The sequence below is a fragment of the Streptomyces sp. STR69 genome, from assembly GCF_024519455.1.
Taxonomy (GTDB): Bacteria; Actinomycetota; Actinomycetes; order Streptomycetales; family Streptomycetaceae; genus Streptomyces.
This window is the reverse complement of sequence record NZ_JALJRY010000026.1, coordinates 77,732-96,978: the sequence shown is the minus strand read 5'-3', so window position 1 is coordinate 96,978 and position 19,247 is coordinate 77,732. Positions and strand designations below refer to the sequence as shown.

Sequence of the window (19,247 nt, the reverse complement as noted above, 5' to 3'; positions counted from 1 at the left end):
TTGGATGTTGACCCTGGTACGACAGCTCGTCGAGCTAGAGAAGAGGCGACGTGACTACTGTTCTGACCCCCGCGAGCCCGCTGACGGCCGCCGATCGCTGCGACCGCTGCGGCGCCCAGGCATACCTGCGCGTCGTCCTGCTCAGCGGCGGAGAACTGCTCTTCTGCGCCCACCACGGCCGCAAGTTCGAGCCGGAACTCAAGAAGATCGCCGCTGAGATACAGGACGAGTCGGAGCGACTGACCGCCGCTCCCGCAGCAAGCACTCCTGAAGAAGAGCGCTGACACTTCGCGTCCACGACGAGCCAGCACCGGCACAGGCCGGCGACGGGCGGCCCCGCTCCTGAAACCACAGGAGCGGGGCCGCCCGTCCTCGTATCCACGGATGCCCCTCAGAGGCCGTCAGGCACCCTTGTGCGGCCCCGGTGCGCCGCGGTGGCGGCCGAGCGTCCGCAGGACGTCGGACACCCGGGTGTAGACGCCGGGGCTCCCGGCCCGCCCGCACCCGCTGCCCCACGACACCAGCCCGATCAGCCGGCCCTGCGCGACCAGCGGTCCCCCGCTGTCCCCCTGGCAGGCGTCACGGCCCCCCTGGGGCTCTCCGGCGCACAGCATGGCCTCGGGGAGGTAGGTGCCGTCCGCGGTGCCCGGGTAGGCCTCCTGGCAGCGGGCGTCGGGCAGCACGTGCACGCGCGCGGCGTGCAGGCTGCCCGCATAGTCGCCGCCGCCGGTGAGATCACCCCAGCCGTAGACCGTGGCGGCCGTGCCCGGCTGGTAGGCACTGTCACCCGCCGCCGCCATCCCGATGACCGAGCTCTGGGGCAGCGGTGCGGCGAGGGTGAGCACGGCGAAGTCGCCGGCGTTGCTGGCGGTGTCGTAGGCCGGATTGACCCACACGTCCCGTACGGCGATCGCCTGACCGTTGCCCGAGAGCAGGTCCGTTCGGCCCGCGAGGACCTTGAGGTCACTCGCGCGGTTCGGTGGCGTACCAAGGACGTCGTCGCCCATGCAGTGGGCCGCGGTCAGCACGGTGGTCCGACTCACGGCGACGCCTCCGCAGAACTGTCCCGCCCGGGTACCCCCGAACCGGTCACGACTGGACAGCGCCACCGTCCACGGGCTCTCGGAGACATCGACCGGGAACCCGCCGACGACGATGCTGTCGGCGGCCACGGGGGCCGCGGAGACCAGCGGTATGGCGGACGCGGCAGCCGCCAGGACCAGCGGCCGGGTCAGCGCCCGGGCAAAGGGACGACGCATGCACGTTCCTCACTCTGGGATGGTCATCGGAGACCCAGAGTGATCCAGCGTGCCGCGCCGCGCACCCGCGGCCCAGCACGAAGGCCCGGCCCCCCGAGGGGAAACCGGGCCTTCCGTGTAGTACGACTACGACCTAGTCGAGGTAGTCGCGCAGCACCTGCGAACGCGACGGGTGGCGCAGCTTCGACATGGTCTTGGACTCGATCTGGCGGATGCGCTCACGGGTGACCCCGTACACCTTGCCGATCTCGTCGAGGGTCTTCGGCTGACCGTCGGTGAGACCGAAGCGCATCGAGACCACACCGGCCTCGCGCTCGGACAGGGTGTCCAGGACGGAGTGCAGTTGCTCCTGGAGGAGCGTGAAGCTGACCGCGTCGGCCGGGACGACGGCCTCGGAGTCCTCGATGAGGTCACCGAACTCGCTGTCGCCGTCCTCGCCCAGGGGGGTGTGCAGGGAGATGGGCTCGCGGCCGTACTTCTGGACCTCGATGACCTTCTCCGGGGTCATGTCGAGTTCCTTGGCCAGCTCCTCCGGAGTGGGCTCGCGGCCCAGGTCCTGGAGCATCTGACGCTGCACGCGCGCGAGCTTGTTGATGACCTCGACCATGTGCACCGGGATACGGATGGTGCGGGCCTGGTCGGCCATCGCGCGGGTGATCGCCTGACGGATCCACCAGGTGGCGTACGTGGAGAACTTGTAGCCCTTGGTGTAGTCGAACTTCTCGACCGCGCGGATCAGACCGAGGTTGCCCTCCTGGATGAGGTCCAGGAAGAGCATTCCGCGGCCGGTGTAGCGCTTGGCCAGGGAGACCACCAGACGGAGGTTGGCCTCCAGGAGGTGGTTCTTGGCGCGGCGGCCGTCCTCGGCGATGATCTCCAGCTCGCGCTTGAGCTTGGGGGCGAGCTTGTCCGCGTTGGCCAGCTTGTCCTCGGCGAACAGACCGGCCTCGATGCGCTTGGCGAGCTCGACCTCCTGCTCGGCGTTGAGGAGGGGGACCTTGCCGATCTGCTTGAGGTAGTCCTTGACGGGGTCGGCGGTGGCACCGGCAGCGGCGACCTGCTGCGCGGGCGCGTCGTCCTCGTCCTCGTCGGAGAGCACGAAGCCGGCGCTCTCGGCGCCCTCGGGCTCGTCCCCGGTCTTGCCGGGGGTCTCCTCGGCGGCCTCGTCGTCGACGAGCTCGGCGTCGTCCTTCTTGGCGCTGGTCTTCTTGGCCGCCGCAGCAGTCGTCTTCTTGGCGGCGACCTTCTTGGCGACCGCCTTCTTGGCGGGCGCCGCCTTCTTGGCAGCGGCCCTCTGGGCGTCGTCCTCGGCGGGAGCGTCGGCGAGGGGCGCCGCCGGAGTCGCGGTGGCGGTGGCCTTCTTGGCGGTCACCGTCTTCGCGGCGACCGTCTTGGTGGCGGTGCGCTTGGCCGGACTCTTCGCTGCGACGCTCTTTCGGGTGCGCTTGGGCTCCGCGGCACTGACCATCAGCGTCACACCCTCTTCCTCGAGGATCTGGTTGAGGCTGCGCAGTACGTTCTTCCACTGAGTGGCCGGAATCTGGTCAGCTTCGAAGGCCCGACGCACGTCATCGCCGGCGATCTGCCCCTCAGCCTTTCCCCGCTCGATGAGCGCCATGACAGAGACGGACTCGGCGATCTCCGGCGGGAGCGTACGGGATGTGCTGGCCGACACGAACAACCTCTCGGAACGATGGAAAACGGCTTCCGGCCCCGTCCGGTACGGACAGGAGCCGACGACCGCCGACTTGGGGATGGGCCGACGGCGCGGGCTGGGGCCGGGAAGAATCACAGCGCCTTGAACGGCGTCCGTATTCCCTTCCGCGGCTGTCACCTCTTAGGTCATCGCGCAGTTCCCGCGAGCGTTACGCCCAATCTGCGTGGCCCGAGTCACACCCCGTAAGCGCTCAAAAACGGTCAGACATGGGCAGAGGAGGTCACCCAGGGCTGCGAGAGACACTTCTCAGCGAGATCCGGCACCCCGTCGCACCGCCGGACCCCGCCGGTTCCCTGGAGGATCCTGCGGGGTCCGGCGGGAGACGGCGACCAGGCCGGGCGGCGCCACGAGAGCGCGGCGCACCGCGACCGCGCCGACCACCACGCGCGCGTCAGTGTTCGCGCGGGGCGGGCACCACGCGCTCCACCTCGGGGTGCACGATGAGCAGCTGCCGCATGGCCGCCTCGGCCGCCGCACCGTCGCCGGCGGCGAGGGCGTCGACGATCCGGGCGTGGTGCGCCAGGGACGCGTCGGTCGGGCGGTCACAGCCCGTGACCGGGCCGCCGGAGACCTGGAGGGCCGAGGAGACGATCCCGGAAAGGTGCTCCAGCATGCGGTTGCCCGCGACCTGGATGAGCAGCGAGTGGAACTCGGCGTCCGCGCGGGAGAAGGTCAGCGCGTCACCCTGCGCCATGGCGTGACCCATGATCTCGACCATGTCGGAGAGGCGCTGCTGGACATCCTCACGCCCGTGCCCGGCGGCGAGGCGCGCGGCGAGCGGCTCGATCGTCCAGCGCAGCTCGCTCAGCTCGCGGCGCTGGTTGTCGCGCTGCGGGCCGAAGGCGCGCCACTCGATGATGTCCGGGTCGAGGAGGTTCCAGTCGCTGACGGGACGCACGCGCGTGCCGACGTTCGGGCGAGCGCTGACCAGGCCCTTGGCCTCCAGAACGCGGAGCGACTCACGGACGACGGTGCGGGAGACCTCGAAACGTTGGCCGATCTCCTCGGGCACCAGCGGGCGGTCGGCGCCCAGGTCGCCGGAAACGATCATCTGGCCCAGCTGCTGGACGAGTTGGCCGTGCAGTCCGCGTCCGCGGCTGCCCGTGGCACGACGGCCCACGCGACCCAGCTCGGGGTCGGAACCGTCCCAGGAAGGGGCTCCGAGGCGCTCGGTGACGGGCGCCTCGGCATAGGGGTAGCGGTCGAGTTCGCCCGGGCCGGCGAGACCGGAGTCTGCGGAGCGGGCGGCGGTCATCATGGTGTGCGCAAGGGTACTCACGGATCCTTTGTCGGCGCTGGCTCCAACTCCCTTGAGGTCTTTGGTGAAAAGCACACGAAAGGGTGATCGCTCACCCCGTCGCAATTGACGCCTTATCGGAAAGAAATGGGCTTTCTCCGGGGAGTTGTGCGCAGACACGGGACCCGAAGGGTGCGCACGGTCGTCATCGGACCCTGCTACGCAGGGTCGTGAGCAGATACGCGCAGAGCAGGGCGGTCAGCGACAACGTCAGTGCCCCGCCCACGGGTTGGACCATCACTCGCGCCGCCGCGGACAGATACCGCTGACCCCCGAAGGGCCACTGCAGCAGGAACACCTTCCGCAATCGCAGGGGAAGGCCTGCCGCGGCCGGCACGGCAGGCCCCTCCAGTGCCTTGTGCACGAGGGGTACGACGAGAATCGGTACGGCGACCACCGCGGCGAGCCCGGCCGTGGTGGACCGGAAGATGCCCGCGGCCAGCACTCCGGCCCAGGCGCACCCGACGAGGAGGCCGATCCAACTCGCGCTCGTCGAAAGCCAGTCGGCGGGAACCTGCGCGAGCTCCCGTCCGTATACGAGATAGAGCACTTCGGCGTCGCAGCCCACCGTGAGGAACCCCAGCAGCAGCGCGGTGGCCGCGGAGACGAGGAGCTTCGCGAGGAGCAGCCCCATCCGCCGGGGCACGGTGCCGCGGTCCGCCGCCAGGGCAGGGTGACGGAACTCGTCGCCGAAGGCGAACGCCCCGAGCAGTCCCGCGCCCAGCGCCGCGGGCGGCAGCGGCAGTTCCCGTGGCCACGCGGCCAGCAGTCGCGACTGCGGGGTGTGCCCGATGCGGGCCAACAGCAGTGCGGTGAGGGCGGACACGACGAGTACGGCGGTCCCGGTCAGGAACCCGGTGCCGATACCGGTGGCCCGGCGCAGCTCGTAGCGGAGCGGACGCAGCGGACTGGGGGCGGAGCGGACGGAGATGGGGGGCGGGAGCGGGGACAGGGCGTCGAGGGTGACGGCTCGCGAAGAACGCGGGGCACGCGCGCGGGGAAGGGTGCCGGTCGCCTCTTCGGGGTCGATGAGCGGGACCAGTCGGGAGGGGACGGGACTCGGCGCGCGAGGGCTGCGTGTGGTCGGGGCGCTTGTCGTGGTCGGCTGAGCCTCGGGGTCAACGGCGGTGTCCCGCAGGGGACTGACGGCAGTTGCCTGAGTCTCGTACGACGGGTGGGCTTGTGCGACAGGTTCCGGTTCTTCGGCGGCGGAGGGCTCGGAGGTGGGCGACGCAGGTGTGATCGGGGGCGACGGCGCCTCGGCGGACGGCACGTCCATGCGGGGCGGTGTCGTCACGGCCGGCGTTGAGGGGGCCGGCACGCGCGGCTCGCCGCCGGTTTCCGGCTCGCCGTGGAGGGACGTTCCGGCCCCGGGCCCCATGTCGCCGATCTCGTCGGCGAGTTGATGTACGAGGATGCCGTGCCGGAACGCCGTCTCGCCGACGTCCGCGCACGAACTGCCGTACACGGAAAGGCGGTTGCCGTTCTCCCGTACGACTTCGACGGAGCGGTGCGCGGTGCGGGCCTCCTTGGTGAGGAGGGCGGCGAGGCGGGCGGCGTGTGGGGTGCGGACAGCGACGCGGGGGCGCAGCCGGGTCCGGGCGAAGTCTCCCGCCTCCTGATCGGCGACGAGCCTGCCCTGTTCGAGGGTGACGACCCGGTCGGCGCTGCGGGCGGCCTCCTTGGGTTCGGCCGTGCTGAACAGGACCGTGCCACCCTGGGCGGCGTGCGCGCGCAGCATGCCGTACAACCAACGGCTTTCGCGGGCGGAGAGCGCGTCCGCGGGTTCGTCCAGCACCAGCGTGTGCGGGTCGGACAGCAGGGCGCAGGCGAGGCCCAGGCGGCGGTCCATGCCGCGGGCGAGGCTGCCGAGGCGTTCGTCGCGCAGGCTGACGAGGCCGACCACTTCGAGGACCTCGTCGGCCCGCCGGGCCGGCACACCCGCCGCGGCACACAGCATCCGCAGGTGGCCGCGGACCGAGCGGGCCGGATGTCCCGGCACGTCGCCCAGGAGTACGCCGACCTCGCGCGACGGGTGGGCGATGCGATGCAGGGGGCGGCCCCTGAAGTAGCTGATTCCACGCCCCTGTTGCAGCTCTAGCATGAGCCTGAGCGCGGTCGTCTTCCCCGCGCCCGGTGCTCCGAGGAGTGCGGTGACACTGCCCGCACGGGCCTCGAAGGAGACGTCGTCGATGGCGGGGGGATGCTCCTTGCGGGCGTTGCTGGTCAGTCCGAAGGCCTGGATCACCCACAGCAAGATAGCGCGCTATGTCCGTTTTTTCGGGCACCGAACGGCCCGCACCGCAACGCTTGATCGCCCCGGTCGAGGCGCTACGGCGTCACACCTCGGGACGCAGCATCGGCGGGTTGAGCAGCGTGGCCCCACCGGCCCGGAACAGCTGCGCCGGGCGCCCACCCTGACGGGTCGTCGTACCGCCGGTCGGGACGAGGAAGCCGGGCGTGCCGGTCACCTTGCGGTGGAAGTTGCGCGGGTCGAGCGCCACCCCCCACACCGCCTCGTAGACGCGGCGCAGTTCACCGACGGTGAATTCGGTGGGGCAGAACGCCGTGGCCAGGGACGAGTACTCGATCTTCGAACGGGCGCGCTCCACCCCGTCGGACAGGATCTGCGCGTGATCGAAGGCGAGCGGCGCCACCGGATCGCCGTCGCGCCCGAACCCGCCCTGTTGCAGCAACTCCTCGACGGGCGCCCAGCGCGCGTTGCTCGCGTCGCCGCCTGCGCGGGGTGCCGGCAGGTCGGGGGCGAGCGCGAGGTGGGCGACGCTGACGACGCGCATCCGCGGGTCGCGCTTGGGGTCGCCGTAGGTCGCGAGCTGCTCCAGGTGCGCTCCATTGTCCTGGACGGGGACCGCCGGGTCGTGGGCGCGCAGCCCCGTCTCCTCGGCCAGTTCGCGGGCGGCGGCCTGGGCCAGATCCTCGTCGGCCCGCACGAAACCGCCGGGTAGCGCCCAGCGCCCCTGAAAGGGCGGCTCACCCCTGCGTACCGCCAGCCCGCACAGAGCATGGCGGCGCACGGTCAGCACGACCAGGTCCACGGTGACGGCGAAGGGCGGATACGCTGACGGGTCGTAGGACATGCGGCGATCATAGTCGTCTGCCTGACGATAAACACTCCCTTCGTCGGTACCGCCGTGACTGATCCACTTCGGTGCGATACGTGGTTGATCCTCCGTTTCCGGCCGTCGGCCGACAGGGACTCGTGCGAGGTCACGCTCCCAATTGCAGTCCTTCGGCTGCCTCCTCGACCATGGCGACACCGAGTCGACCGACCCGTACGGAGAAGGGGGCGCCGGCGATCCGCAGTCCCGTCAGGCCGAGCTCGCCCAGGGGCGCGCTGCGGACCGGGCGGAGGGTGACCGTCCGGGCGGGGGCGTCGGGGCGAATGCCCGCGAGGGTGGTCAGCAGCAGCACTCCGGCGGCGGCTGCCGTGGCCGCCGGACGGCAGGCAGCCGGGTGCGGAAGGGGAGCGCTCCCCTCCGTCCGATGCTCCCCCGCGTACATCTCAGGGAGCCGGTGTCCGAACGCCTCGGCCGCCGCCAGAACGCCCCGCAACAGGGAGGTGGCCTCCTTCTCGTAGCCGCCGGCGGCCAGGCCCGCGACGGCGATCGCCGTCTCCTGGACCCGCACGGCGCCGCTCCGGTGGCCGAACGGGCTGAATCCCGGTTCCTTCGCCCCCAGGCCGCGCAGTCCCCAGCCCGAGTCCATCGCCGGGCTTCCGAGCAGCCGGGCGAGTTGTTCGGCCCGCGCCTTGTCGAGCAGACCGGGCGCGTACTCGCCGCCGCCCAGCAGTCCGGTGTCCAGGAGATGGGCCGCGGTCGCGCCGAGGTGCGGTACGAGGCGTCCGTCCGAAACCCGGGCCGCTGCCGGGCGACCACCGCCCAGGTCTCCGATCCAGAAGTCCGTACGGAAGGCGGTGCGCAACTCCTGGGCCCATTGCCGGAGTTCGGCACCGCCGGGTCTGCCGAACGCGTCCAGCAGATCGGCTCCGAGCAGTGCTGCCCGGTGGGCGTGGGCCTGTGTCTCGCAGCGGACCGGTCCACCCGGGTGCGGATCGCGCAGATAGGTACCGTCGCCCACAGTGGTCCGCAGCCAGGTCAGACAGCGCTCGGCGGCCGGCAGTAACTCCTGTGTCTCCTGCTCCGGGAGCCCCCAGCGGCGGGCCTCCGCAAGCAACACCGGGAAGAGCAGGGTCGCCTCCGTCCCCGTGCAGCCCGGCGGCAGATGAGCGCCGGCATCGCGGCGCGGTCCCGGGATCATTCCGAACTGTGCTTCGGAGCGCGGGAGTTGGGTCCGGGCCAGGGTCCGCAGTGTGCCCGCGGCGAGCCGCGTACCGAGGGGCAGTGTCATACGGGCCGCCGTGAGCGACTCCGCCGGGGCCAGACCGCATCGCCAGGGCGCTCCGGCCGCGAGGTGTGTGTTGGAGGGATGTGCGGGGTCACGCAGCAGCAGTGCCTGGAGATCCTCGACGCTGGTTCGCAGAAGTGCCTCGGCACGGGGGTCGTCACCGGCCGCCCGTGCGGAGGCCAGTGGGCTGGTCGCCCCGTGGCCCACGGCCCGGACCGGTCCCGCGCGGTCCGGGCGTACCCGCAGTTCCACGCTCGCCGTACCGCCCGGTGGCAGTTCGAACTCCCAGCGCAGTAGCCCCGCGGAGGCCAGCGCGTCGGCGGGTGGCGGATCGGCGGTGACCGTCGAGTTCCCGGTGGCACCGGACCAGCGCAGCCCGGAGTCGTGCACGCTGGCCGGCAGTTCGGGTCCCGTGCTGCCCGCGGCAATCGCGCCCAGGTCCGCCAGGTCGGTGCCGAGCGCTACCTCGACCGGCAGGCGCAGCGGGCGCCAGGACACGCTGCGCAGTGTGATGCGCTCCGTACCGTCGGCGTGCCGGGTCCGCTCGACCACGAGGTCGGGGTCCGGGCCGCAGTCAGGGGCGACCCGTACGGTTCCCACGAAGCGCGCGCGGTCGGCCGCCGTCATCCTGGCCTGCACCGCCAGCGGTTCACGTCCGGCCACCCGCACCTGACAGCGGGAGAGCACCCGCCGGCCCGCACGGTAGAACCCCTCCAGTCCCAGGCCGTTCAACTGACCCTGCTCGGTGGAAACGGCGAGCCCCGGGAGGGCGACGCAGATCAGCGTGTTGTGGGTGGGCGGCAGTTCGACGGAACGGCGGGGCGTCGGACGAGGCATGCGCGGCACGGGGCTCTGCGGCGGGGAGAGGGATGAGGACCGGAGCGGGGACGGAGACCGGGAAGGGGGTGGTGGTGGACGGCGGATGCGGCCGGGCTCCGAGCCCTCCACCGGCCGCTGCGACGGCTGCGACGGCTGCGACGGCTGCGACGGCTGCGACGGCTGCGACAAGCGTCCGTCTTGGCCGGTGAGGGAAGCGAGGCGCCGGTCCTGGTGCGCGAGTGGTGCGGGGGCACCGGAGTCAGGGCTGTCGTCGGCATCGGAGGGCGGCGTCGGCTGATGCATGGGCGGCTTCTTCTGCGCTCTGTGCGCCTCGGACGTGTTCGGCGCCGGATGGAGAGTCCCGAGAGGACAAGGGCTGTACGGCGACACGACCCGATCAGGCGTTCCGCCACTCAGGTGAACGGAGCCGGGCTCCTCCTGGTCACGCCCACGGCCCGGGAAGCCGACCGAATGGCGGCGGAGCGGAGGAGACAGCCGCGCGGCACCGGTTCCACGGCCTCGGCCGCCGCCCGCACTCACCGCGTATGGGGTCATCGCCCTGAACTCGACGACCCGGCGGACCACGACCCCGAACAGACCGAAGACACCGCTCCGTCCGCCTGACCGGCGTGACTGACCACCACTCCCCCAACTCTTGATCACCCGTCCCCCTCAATGCCGTTGCTCCCCGGCAGGGGCCGCTCCGAGCAGGTGTCATGGCGCCGCGAACCGCTCTTCCCGGAGGTGCGTACACGTGTGCCGCCGGGACGCGCGGTGCCCTGCGCCGGTGTGCGAGGACGGGAGCCGTCCGATTCCGCGGACCGCGGACGGCCCTCGGCTCCGTCGGCGGTACGCGTACGGCGCCGACGGCGGGAAGCCGTGGGCGATGCCACCGGTGCCGGGGTCTCGCCGGGACCGCTCGCGCCCTGCGGTACGGAACCGTCGGCGACCTGCGCATCGCCGGCCCCACCGGCCTCCACCCCCGCACGGTCCTTCCGTTCCGCGCGCAGGCAGCGACGGATCGACTCCGGGTCCAGGCCCTCGTTGCAGGCCTGGTGCAGGAGGCGGGCGAACAGGTAGTCGGAGTCGGCGCCCAGGGCCATGGCCAGGGCCTCCCGGGCCTCCAGGTCGTCGCCGGTCGACCAGGCGACCCAGCCCGCGAGTGTGAGCGGAGCCGCGGCGTGTTCGCCGTAGGGCCCAACGCAACGGCGGGCCAGTGCACGCCAGAGGCGCAGGGCCGGAACCGCCGCGTCGCCTTCCATCCATTCGGCCGCGCGGTCGCGGGTCGTACGGTCCTGAAGGCCGAGGATCAGTGTGGCCGCTTCGTCGTGGGCGAGCAGTTCGTCGTCGCGCAGGTCGGAGTGGAGCGCGCCGGTCACGGGTGGTGCCTCGGCGAACCGGCGCAGGATCAACTGGGCGAGGTCCAGCGTCTCCTGCCCCACGTCCACTCGTTCGGCGTCGTCGAGAATTCGGGGTACCAGGGCCATACCGGCGGCGTCCAGGGCGGCTTCCTGCTCCAGCGCGGCAGCCGTCTCCCACGGCAGCAGCCTGCTGCGCAACTCGCGCAGTGTGCCGCGCACTTGGAGCCCCGCGTAGGTCGCCGCGGCGGCCAGCACGGAGGTGCCGGGCAGGCCCATCGGGGATCCGTCGACCGGGCAGCAGCCCTCGATCGGGCAGCAGTAGGACCAGAAGCGGCCGTCCGAGATGCAGAGCGCCTCGATGACCGTCACGTCGAGCCGGCCGCACTCGGTGCGCAGCTTCTGCACCAGCGGACGTAGACGCTCCATGACCTGACGCCCCGTCTCGCCGGGCGCCGGTTCCTGGCAGACGTAGGCGATCATCTGCTCTGGCCGGGTGCCCCTGCGCTCGCTGCCGGTCACCAGGCCGTGGGCCAACTGCCGTGCCACGGACGCCCAGTCGTCCGCGCCGGCGGGAATGCCGAGCCGCGCTCGGCCGCCGAACCGGCCCCGGCCGCCGCGATCGTGCAGGGCGACGAGGACGATGCTGTCCTCGGGGCGGTACCCGAGGAGGTAGGGCAGGGCGTCGGCGAGTTCGGCCGGGGTGCGCAGGGTGACCTGGTGGTCGGCGCCGTGGCGGTCGTACGCGGTGGGCTCGATGTCGCCGTTTTCGGCGGATCCGGTCGTTTCGCTGTGATTCGTCATGCGTTGACGATCTCGCGAATCTCCCCATTCCGCTTGAGCCTGTGGATAAGTCCGGTCAGGGGCACGTCACATGGAGTTCGGTGCGGTCAAATCGGCCTGGGTGCCCGGGACATCGGCACCGGAATCGCATGCTCAGTCGCCCGACAACACGGATCCCGGTACGAAATCTCAGCCCGCCGCAGCAAGGACCAGCGGAAGGACCTGGTCGCTCCCTGCCCGGCGAAGCAGGCGGGCGGCAACCGCCAGGGTCCAGCCGGAGTCGGTGTAGTCGTCCACGAGCAGGACGGGGCCGGGATTGGCGGCCAGGGCGACGGCCAGTTCCTCGGAGACGCTGAAGGCGTCGGACAGGGCCCTGAGACGTTGGGCGGAGTTGCTGCGGCGGGCCGCGTGCGCGCCGTCCGGGCCGGTGTGCGTCAGGGTGCCGAGGAGAGGGAGGCGGCCGATGGTCGCGATGCCCTGGGCGAGGGATCCGACGAGTTGCGGACGAGCCAGGGACGGTACGGCCACGACTCCCACGGGACGGGCGGCGGCGTCGGTGACGTTCGGTGCCCAACCCCCCGGAGAACGCGCCCAGTCGGCGAGGACCGCCACCGCCGCCTTCAGGACGTCGTCGGGGACCGGGCCGTCCGGTGCGTTCTCGGCCAGCAGTGGGCGCAGTCGGTTGCCCCAGCCGATGTCCGAGAGGCGCCCAAGGGCACGTCCCGTGGAGCACTGGTCCTTGGCCGGGATACGTCCCTTGAGGTCGACGCCCAGCGCGGCCATCCCGGTCGGCCACATCCGGCGCGGCTCGATCTCCGTGCCCGGGCGGTCCAGTTCCTTCGTCGCCCCTGTCAGCGACTCCGTCGAGACGGAGGAGTCGATCCAGGCGCCCGCGCAGTTGTCGCAACGGCCGCAGGGCACCGCCCCTTCGTCGTCCAGCTGTTGGCGCAGAAACTCCATCCGGCACTGGGACGTACTCACGTAGTCGCGCATGGCCTGCTGTTCGGCCGCTCGCTGCTTGGCCACCCAGGCGTACCGCTCGGCGTCGTACACCCACTCGGCCCCCGTGGCCGCCCAGCCGCCCTTCACGCGCTTGACCGCTCCGTCGACGTCCAGAACCTTCAGCATCGTCTCCAGGCGGCTGCGCCGGAGATCCACCGCTGTCTCCAGGGCCGGCACCGACAGCGGCCGTCCCGCGTCGGCGAGGGCCGAGAGGGTCTGGCGGACCTGTGTCTCGGGCGGGAAGGCCGTATCGGCGAAGTAGCGCCAGATGGCCTCGTCCTCCCTGCCCGGCAGGAGAAGCACATCGGCATGCGCCACACCGCGCCCGGCACGGCCCACCTGCTGGTAGTAGGCGATCGGCGAGGAGGGTGAGCCGAGGTGGACCACGAAGCCCAGGTCCGGCTTGTCGTAGCCCATGCCCAGGGCCGATGTGGCGACCAGTGCCTTGACCCGGTTCTCCTGGAGGTCGATCTCGGCCTGCAGCCGGTCGGCGTTCTCCGTCTTCCCGGTGTACGAGGCCACCTTGAAGCCGCGTTGCCGCAGGAAGGCGGTGGCCTCCTCGGCGGCGGCCACGGTGAGGGTGTAGATGATTCCCGAGCCCGGCAGCTCGTCCAGGTGCTCGGCGAGCCAGGCCAGACGGTGCGCGGCGTCCGGGAGTTGGACCACCCCGAGCCGCAGGCTCTCCCTCTCCAGCGGGCCGCGCAGTACCAGGGCCTCGCCCGCTCCGGTGCCCAGCTGCTCGGCCACATCGGCGGTCACGCGCGCGTTGGCGGTCGCCGTGGTGGCCAACACCGGTACGCCTGTGGGCAGTTCGGCGAGCATCGCCCGCAACCGGCGGTAGTCCGGGCGGAAGTCGTGTCCCCAGTCGGAGATGCAGTGGGCCTCGTCGACCACGAGCAGGCCGGTCGTGGCCGCGAGCCTGGGCAGCACCTGGTCCCGGAAATCCACGGAGTTGAGCCGCTCCGGGCTGACGAGGAGAACGTCGGTCTCGCCCTTTTCGACCTCCCCGTAGATGTTGTCCCACTCCTCCGGGTTGGCCGAGTTGATGGTGTGCGCCCGGATGCCGGCCCGTGCCGCCGACTCGACCTGGTTGCGCATCAGGGCCAGCAGCGGCGAGATGATCACTGTGGGCCCGGAGCCGCGGCGGCGCAGCAGGGCGGTGGCGACGAAGTACACCGCCGACTTGCCCCAGCCGGTGCGCTGCACGACCAGCGCGCGCCGGCGCTCCTCCACGAGAGCCGCCACCGCCTGCCACTGGTCCTCGCGCAGCCGCGCCGTACCGCTCGGATCACCGACCAGCTCGGCGAGGATGGCGTCGGCTTCGGCACGCAGCTCCTGGTTGCTCATGCCCCCATGCAACCTCACACCACTGACAACGGCCCAATCCCCCGCCGCGGTGAAGAGGCGCTTCCGGCCGTCCTGACCGCCCGTCCCGGGCGCCCCGCGCACCGGGGCCGACCTGCTCCCTCTAGACCTTCCGCACCTCGATGGCGTACGAAAGTGTCGTGCTCGATCGTCCCAGGCGTCGTCGGACGACGCATTGGGTAGGGATATAAGCCACAGACCATCAGATAAGGGGCTGTGGCCCCATTTGCTCGTTGCCGCATCCAAGTTCGACAGCAAGAATTGGAGTCCGCTCCCCGCACGGCTCGTCCGTGATCCGGTAGGGCTCTGCCGCGGTGTGCGCTCCCCCGAATCCGACCTCGCCCGCAGTGTGGGCGCGTAGCCGAAGGGAGGACCGTGACCTTCGGATTCGCTCCGTCCTCCGCGGCATCCACGTCGACGTCAGCCGACCTGTCCGCCGCTTCCGCCAACCCTCTGGCCCGTATGCTCGAACCCTCCGAGTGGGCCGCCGCCGGAATCCCGTTGCTGCGCAATCCCCGCGAGGTCGTCAGCGGGCTGCACTCCCGGCACCGCCCGAAACCGGCGACCGCGATCGTGGCCGTCCTCGACCCGGACGAACGGCTGCTCGCGAGCGCCTCGTTCGTCCGCCGGTCGGCCCCGGCCGACGGCTGGATGTTCCGCAACGCGCTGCTCGCGCAGCTGCGTCGGGTCATCCCGCACGACCTGCGTCGCCGCACCCCGGTGCGCACCGCCGTGCTGCTCTACTGCCGTGAGGGCGACGCACGTTGGACGGAGGAGGACGGCGCGTGGATGTGGGGGCTGCGTGACGCCTGCACGCTGCACGGGCTGCGCTGCGGGGCGTACATCACGCTGACCCGTGACGGCTGGCAGGTGCTCGGTGAGGGGCGTGGCGGCCGACGCCCGAGCGCGGACTCGGCGCCGGAACCTTTCGCCATGTCCGAGGTACCGCCTCTGCTGCCCCGCACCGGCGGCGCCGCCTCGGAGGTCCTGCGCCGCGCCGCGGCCCGCTGAAACACCGGTCCGGGCTCCGCGCCCGGACCGTACGGCGGCACGAGACCGCCACTGGAGAGTCCGTACTGCGGCACGAGGCCTGCGCTGGAGAGTCCGTACGACGCCGGGCCGCCCCGGGACTGGAGCGTCCGTACGGTGCAGGGCCGCCCCCGGATAAGGTCTCCCGGCCGGTTTCGTCGCGCACGGGACGGAACACCTGCGGAAGGCACCCTTCATCGACCGCGCCCGGCCTTCCGGGCACGGCGAACCGCTCACCGTGCACAGAGCCACTCGACGGCGCCCGAGTTGGCCGCCGTCGGCCTCTGAGAGCCTTCCGAACGTTCCGGAGGCGGCTCTCAGACGCCCGCGCCCAGCACCGAGTTGATCTGCTGCGGGTCGCCGCAGACGATCAGCAGGGTGCCGGCCCGGCCGAGGGCCAGAGGCAGCGCGGTGGCGGCAACGGTGTCGGGGCCTCCGTTGACGGCGACCACGACGACGGGTCGGGACGCCGCCCGGCCCGCGACGGCGGCGTCCGCGTAGAAGACGTCGTCGCGCGCGTCGTGCTGCGCCCAGTAGGACGCTTCACCGAAGGACAGTTCATGGGCGGCCCACGGGTGTGGTTCGCCGGTGGTGATCACCAGCACGTCACCAGGGGTACGGCCCGACTCCAGAAGCAGGTCGACGGCTTCCTCGGCGGCGTCCAGCGCGCCCTCGGCCGAGGCCGGGACGAGCTGGATCTGCGGGGTCGCCACAGCGGTGTCGGAGGCGGCGGGGGCGGCCGGACCCGAAGGTCCGGGCTTCACAGCGGCCACGTCACGCGGCGTGCGTTGCACCGGCGCCGTGGGCCGCAGAGGGCCGGGGCGACCGGGACGCGGCGGCGCCGCGGGGCGGGGGCCGGGTACAGGGCGGGGGGTCGGAGCGACGCGGCTGCTGGCCGGAGTGGCGCTGGGACCCTGGGCACTCTCGTGAATCTGAGGCTCCTCGGGAATGAGAGGCATGAGCTGATTTTTATCAAACGTTGGCGCGGCTCGCGTCAGCGGGTGGCACATGAGTGCGAGCGGAACGGTCAGAAGTCGAAGCCGAGCTGCCCCTCGATCTCCGGAACGTTTCCCTCCGCCCAACTGCGGGCCTTCTTGAGGTGCCGCCACTGGGGCAGCGCATCAAGATACGCCCACGACAACCGGTGGTGCGGGGTGGGGCCCCGCTCCTCCAGTGCGGCTTTGTGCACGGGTGACGGATACCCGGCGTTGGCCGCAAAAGCGAAGTCTGCATGGTCGATGCCCAGTTCGGCCATCATTTTGTCGCGCTGAACCTTGGCGATCACCGAAGCGGCGGCCACCGCCACGCACGACTGGTCGCCCTTGATCACCGTACGAACCCGCCAAGGGGCCCCGAGGTAATCGTGCTTCCCGTCGAGAATGACCGCGTCCGGACGAACCGGCAAGGCCTCAAGGGCACGCACCGCGGCGAGCCGCAGCGCGGCCGTCATCCCCAGGTCGTCGATCTCCTCCGGGGAGGCGTGCCCCAGGGCGTACGCCGTAACCCACTTGCGGAGTTCTTCGGCGAGTTGGGTACGCCGCCTGACCGCGATGAGCTTGGAGTCGGTGAGGCCTTCGGGGGGTCGGCGCAGTCCGGTGACCGCCGCGCAGACGGTGACGGGGCCGGCCCACGCGCCGCGCCCCACCTCGTCGACGCCGGCAATGACCTTGGCTCCGGTCGTGGCGCGGAGTGAGCGCTCGACGGTGTGAGTTGGTGGTTCGTACGGCATGGCGACCTCAGGGTACGCCGCCCGGCACCCCCTGCGACACCCAGGCTTCCCCGGGCCCCCTCAAGACCGTCCCGGTCCGGCTTCACACACCGCTCGGCCGGAGCAACGGAAGCATCAACTGGTCAAGCATCTCCTCGATCTCCTGGTCGCTCCATTCACTGCCGCACACCTTCGATCTGTACATCATCATCGCCGGGATCGCGTCGAAGACGTAGCTGTTGGATGCGTCGGAGCGAACCTGGCCTCGCTCGATTCCCCGGTCGACGGCGTCGCGGATCAGTCGGAGCGTCGGTTCCACGACCCCTTCGACGATCACGCCGTGGAAGCGCTCCGCCTGCGCCATGTCGCATTCGTGAATCACCGCGCGCAGGGCGGATCCGGGGCGGGAGAACATCGCGTCGCGCGCCCGCGTGCAGAGCGCCAGCAGGTCCGCACGCACATCGCCGAGGTCGGGCAGCTCTTCCAGACGCGGCAGTCCGGCCTGCAAGGCGTCCGCGACGAGGTCTTCCTTCGAGGACCAGCGGCGGTAGACCGCGGCCTTGCCGGTCTGGGCCCCTGCAGCGACGCCCTCCATGGTGAGGGCGTTCCATCCGACCGTACTGAGTTGTTCCAGTGCGGCGTCCAGGATTGCGCGTTCGAGCACGGCGCCGCGACGGCGGAGGGAGGCCGCCTGAGCGGGGGCGGCCGTCCAGCCCGAAGTAACCATCTGAGTCTCTCCAGCGAGCAGTGGAATGGGGAATTCCGGGGATTGGGGACACGTCGCGCGGCAGCGACGGGGGGACGCGTCACACGAGAGCGAGTTAAGTGAACGCTTGCGTTCACTGTCGGGGACTCACTACCGTTGACGCGGCAGTGAACGCGGGCGTTCACTAACACACTTGTGGGGGACCCATAGTGACAACCTCTCAGTTGACCCAGAAGCCAAAACCAGGAGCGGCCCGCCGGCAGGGACATCCCGGCATCGCGCTCGCGGTCATCGCGGCCTGCCAACTCATGGTGGTACTCGACGCGACGATTGTGAACATCGCTCTCCCGCACATTCAAGCCGCGCTCAGCTTCAGCACCACCGACCTCACATGGGTCGTCAGCGCCTACACGCTCACCTTCGGCGGCCTGCTGCTTCTCGGCGGCCGGGCCGGCGACATCCTCGGCCGGCGCAGGGTGTTCATCACCGGCATCCTGCTCTTCACGTTCGCCTCGCTGCTCGGCGGACTCGCCCAGGAACCCTGGCAGTTGCTGGCCGCACGCGTCCTCCAGGGCGTGGGTGGCGCGATCGCGTCGCCCACCTCGCTGGCACTCATCACCACCACGTTCCCCGAAGGGCCGGAACGCAACAGGGCGTTCGGTGTCTTCGCCGCGGTCTCGGCGGGCGGCGGCGCGATCGGCCTGCTCGCGGGCGGCATGCTCACCGAGTGGCTCGACTGGCGCTGGGTGCTCTTCGTCAACGTGCCGATCGGTCTGCTGATCGCCGTACTCGCACCGCTGTACATCAACGAGTCCGAACGGCACACCGGCCGGTTCGACATCGCGGGCGCGCTGACCTCGACGGCGGGCATGGCATCCCTCGTCTACGGCTTCATCCGCGCGGCGGACAAGGGGTGGCGCGACAGCCTGACCATCGGGTCCTTCGGCGCGGCGGCCGTCCTGCTGCTGGCCTTCGTGATCATCGAAACCCGGGCCAAGGAACCGATCACCCCGCTCAGGATGTTCGCCGACCGCAACCGCTCGGGCACGTACGTGATCATGCTGAGCCTGGCCGCCGCGATGTTCGGCATGTTCTTCTACATCGTGCTCTTCGTGCAGAACGTGCTGGGGTACAGCCCGATCCAGGCAGGTCTCGCCTTCCTGCCGGTGACGGTCGTGATCGCGGCCGGAGCGGGACTGTCCCAGCAGTTCCTGCCGCGGTTCGGACCACGGCCGTTCATGCTCGTCGGCTCGGCCCTCGCGGTGATCGGGCTGGCCTGGCAGACCCTCATCAGCTCGGACAGTTCGTACGTCGACGGAGTACTCGGCCCCATGCTGGTGTTCGGCTTCGGCATGGGCCTGAACTTCGTGACGCTGACGATCACCGCCGTGTCCGGTGTCGCTCCGCACGAGGCGGGCGCCGCGTCCGCGTTGCTCAACGCCATGCAGCAGGTGGGCGGTTCGCTCGGTCTGTCCATCCTGACCACGGTGTTCGGCTCGGCCAGCAGGGACGAGGCGAAGAAGCAGCTGCCGAAGTTCCTGGCCAATGGATCGGCCGAGCAGAAGCAGGAGTTCGCCAAGTCGCACCAGCTGCCCGCGCATTGGGGGCACGAGGTGCTCGCGCACGGCATCTCGACGGCCTTCATCCCGGCCGCCGCGATGGCCGTACTCGCCCTGATCACCGCCTGGTTGGTGATCAGGGTCCGCAAGAGCGACCTCGACGCCCTCGCGGGCACGGCGGGTCCGGGAATCGGCTGACCGGTCGGGCCCGGCCAGGGCCCGACCGACCGGCAACAGCACAGGCAACGGCACCGGCTTCGACATCGGCGAAAACCTCATG

14 protein-coding genes are annotated in these 19,247 nt (G+C 71.1%); 3 read left to right on the top strand and 11 right to left on the bottom strand.

Annotation, left to right across the window (positions count from 1 at the left end; translation table 11 throughout):
• Nucleotides 1–50: 50 nt before the first annotated feature.
• Complete coding sequence (locus tag OC490_RS37195) at nt 51–284, top strand: hypothetical protein (protein ID WP_019072919.1); 234 nt, start codon at nt 51–53, stop codon at nt 282–284.
• Nucleotides 285–401: 117 nt separating this feature from the next.
• Here OC490_RS37195 and OC490_RS37190 read toward each other — a convergent pair whose 3' ends face one another.
• The 8 genes from OC490_RS37190 to OC490_RS37155 all read right to left on the bottom strand — a co-directional run bounded on the left by OC490_RS37190 (nt 402) and on the right by OC490_RS37155 (nt 13,947).
• A complete protein-coding gene (locus tag OC490_RS37190; RefSeq protein WP_262062456.1) occupies nt 402–1,259 on the bottom strand; it encodes a S1 family peptidase in 858 nt (285 codons plus the stop codon).
• Between the two features lie 133 nt (nt 1,260–1,392).
• Nucleotides 1,393–2,934 (bottom strand): RNA polymerase sigma factor, encoded by a 1,542-nt coding sequence (locus OC490_RS37185; RefSeq protein WP_200709968.1) that lies wholly within the window; start codon nt 2,932–2,934, stop codon nt 1,393–1,395.
• 433 nt (nt 2,935–3,367) lie between these two features.
• Nucleotides 3,368–4,255 carry a FadR/GntR family transcriptional regulator gene (locus OC490_RS37180; RefSeq protein WP_262062455.1) on the bottom strand — a complete coding sequence of 296 codons (888 nt, stop codon included), beginning with the start codon at nt 4,253–4,255 and terminating at the stop codon, nt 3,368–3,370.
• Nucleotides 4,256–4,418: 163 nt separating this feature from the next.
• Nucleotides 4,419–6,521 carry an ATP-binding cassette domain-containing protein gene (locus tag OC490_RS37175; protein ID WP_262062454.1) on the bottom strand — a complete coding sequence of 701 codons (2,103 nt, stop codon included), beginning with the start codon at nt 6,519–6,521 and terminating at the stop codon, nt 4,419–4,421.
• Between the two features lie 91 nt (nt 6,522–6,612).
• Nucleotides 6,613–7,371, bottom strand: coding sequence for an NUDIX hydrolase (locus OC490_RS37170; protein ID WP_200716443.1), 759 nt, complete (start codon nt 7,369–7,371; stop codon nt 6,613–6,615).
• A gap of 130 nt (nt 7,372–7,501) precedes the next feature.
• Nucleotides 7,502–9,475 carry a glycogen debranching N-terminal domain-containing protein gene (locus OC490_RS37165; protein ID WP_262062453.1) on the bottom strand — a complete coding sequence of 658 codons (1,974 nt, stop codon included), beginning with the start codon at nt 9,473–9,475 and terminating at the stop codon, nt 7,502–7,504.
• Nucleotides 9,476–10,116: 641 nt separating this feature from the next.
• Nucleotides 10,117–11,619, bottom strand: coding sequence for a DUF4192 domain-containing protein (locus tag OC490_RS37160; RefSeq protein ID WP_262062452.1), 1,503 nt, complete (start codon nt 11,617–11,619; stop codon nt 10,117–10,119).
• A gap of 168 nt (nt 11,620–11,787) precedes the next feature.
• A complete protein-coding gene (locus tag OC490_RS37155) occupies nt 11,788–13,947 on the bottom strand; it encodes a RecQ family ATP-dependent DNA helicase (RefSeq protein WP_262062451.1) in 2,160 nt (719 codons plus the stop codon).
• Nucleotides 13,948–14,340: 393 nt separating this feature from the next.
• Between OC490_RS37155 and OC490_RS37150 the strand changes: the two genes are divergently transcribed.
• Nucleotides 14,341–14,976: a hypothetical protein gene (locus OC490_RS37150; protein ID WP_262062450.1), complete on the top strand. Its 636-nt coding sequence runs from the start codon at nt 14,341–14,343 to the stop codon at nt 14,974–14,976.
• Nucleotides 14,977–15,311: 335 nt separating this feature from the next.
• On the opposite strand, the gene OC490_RS37145 is transcribed toward OC490_RS37150, so the two are convergent.
• The 3 genes from OC490_RS37145 to OC490_RS37135 form a co-directional block, all read right to left on the bottom strand.
• Entirely contained in the window at nt 15,312–15,953 is a 642-nt protein-coding gene (locus OC490_RS37145) for a hypothetical protein (protein ID WP_262062449.1), read from the bottom strand.
• A gap of 68 nt (nt 15,954–16,021) precedes the next feature.
• On the bottom strand, nt 16,022–16,723 hold the full coding sequence (locus OC490_RS37140) for a ribonuclease HII (protein WP_262062448.1): 702 nt from the start codon (nt 16,721–16,723) through the stop codon (nt 16,022–16,024).
• An 82-nt stretch (nt 16,724–16,805) separates the two neighbouring features.
• Entirely contained in the window at nt 16,806–17,429 is a 624-nt protein-coding gene (locus tag OC490_RS37135) for a TetR/AcrR family transcriptional regulator (protein ID WP_262062447.1), read from the bottom strand.
• A 188-nt stretch (nt 17,430–17,617) separates the two neighbouring features.
• On the opposite strand from OC490_RS37135, the gene OC490_RS37130 reads away from it, so the two are divergent.
• A complete protein-coding gene (locus OC490_RS37130; RefSeq protein ID WP_262062446.1) occupies nt 17,618–19,165 on the top strand; it encodes an MFS transporter in 1,548 nt (515 codons plus the stop codon).
• The last annotated feature ends 82 nt before the right edge of the window (nt 19,166–19,247 follow it).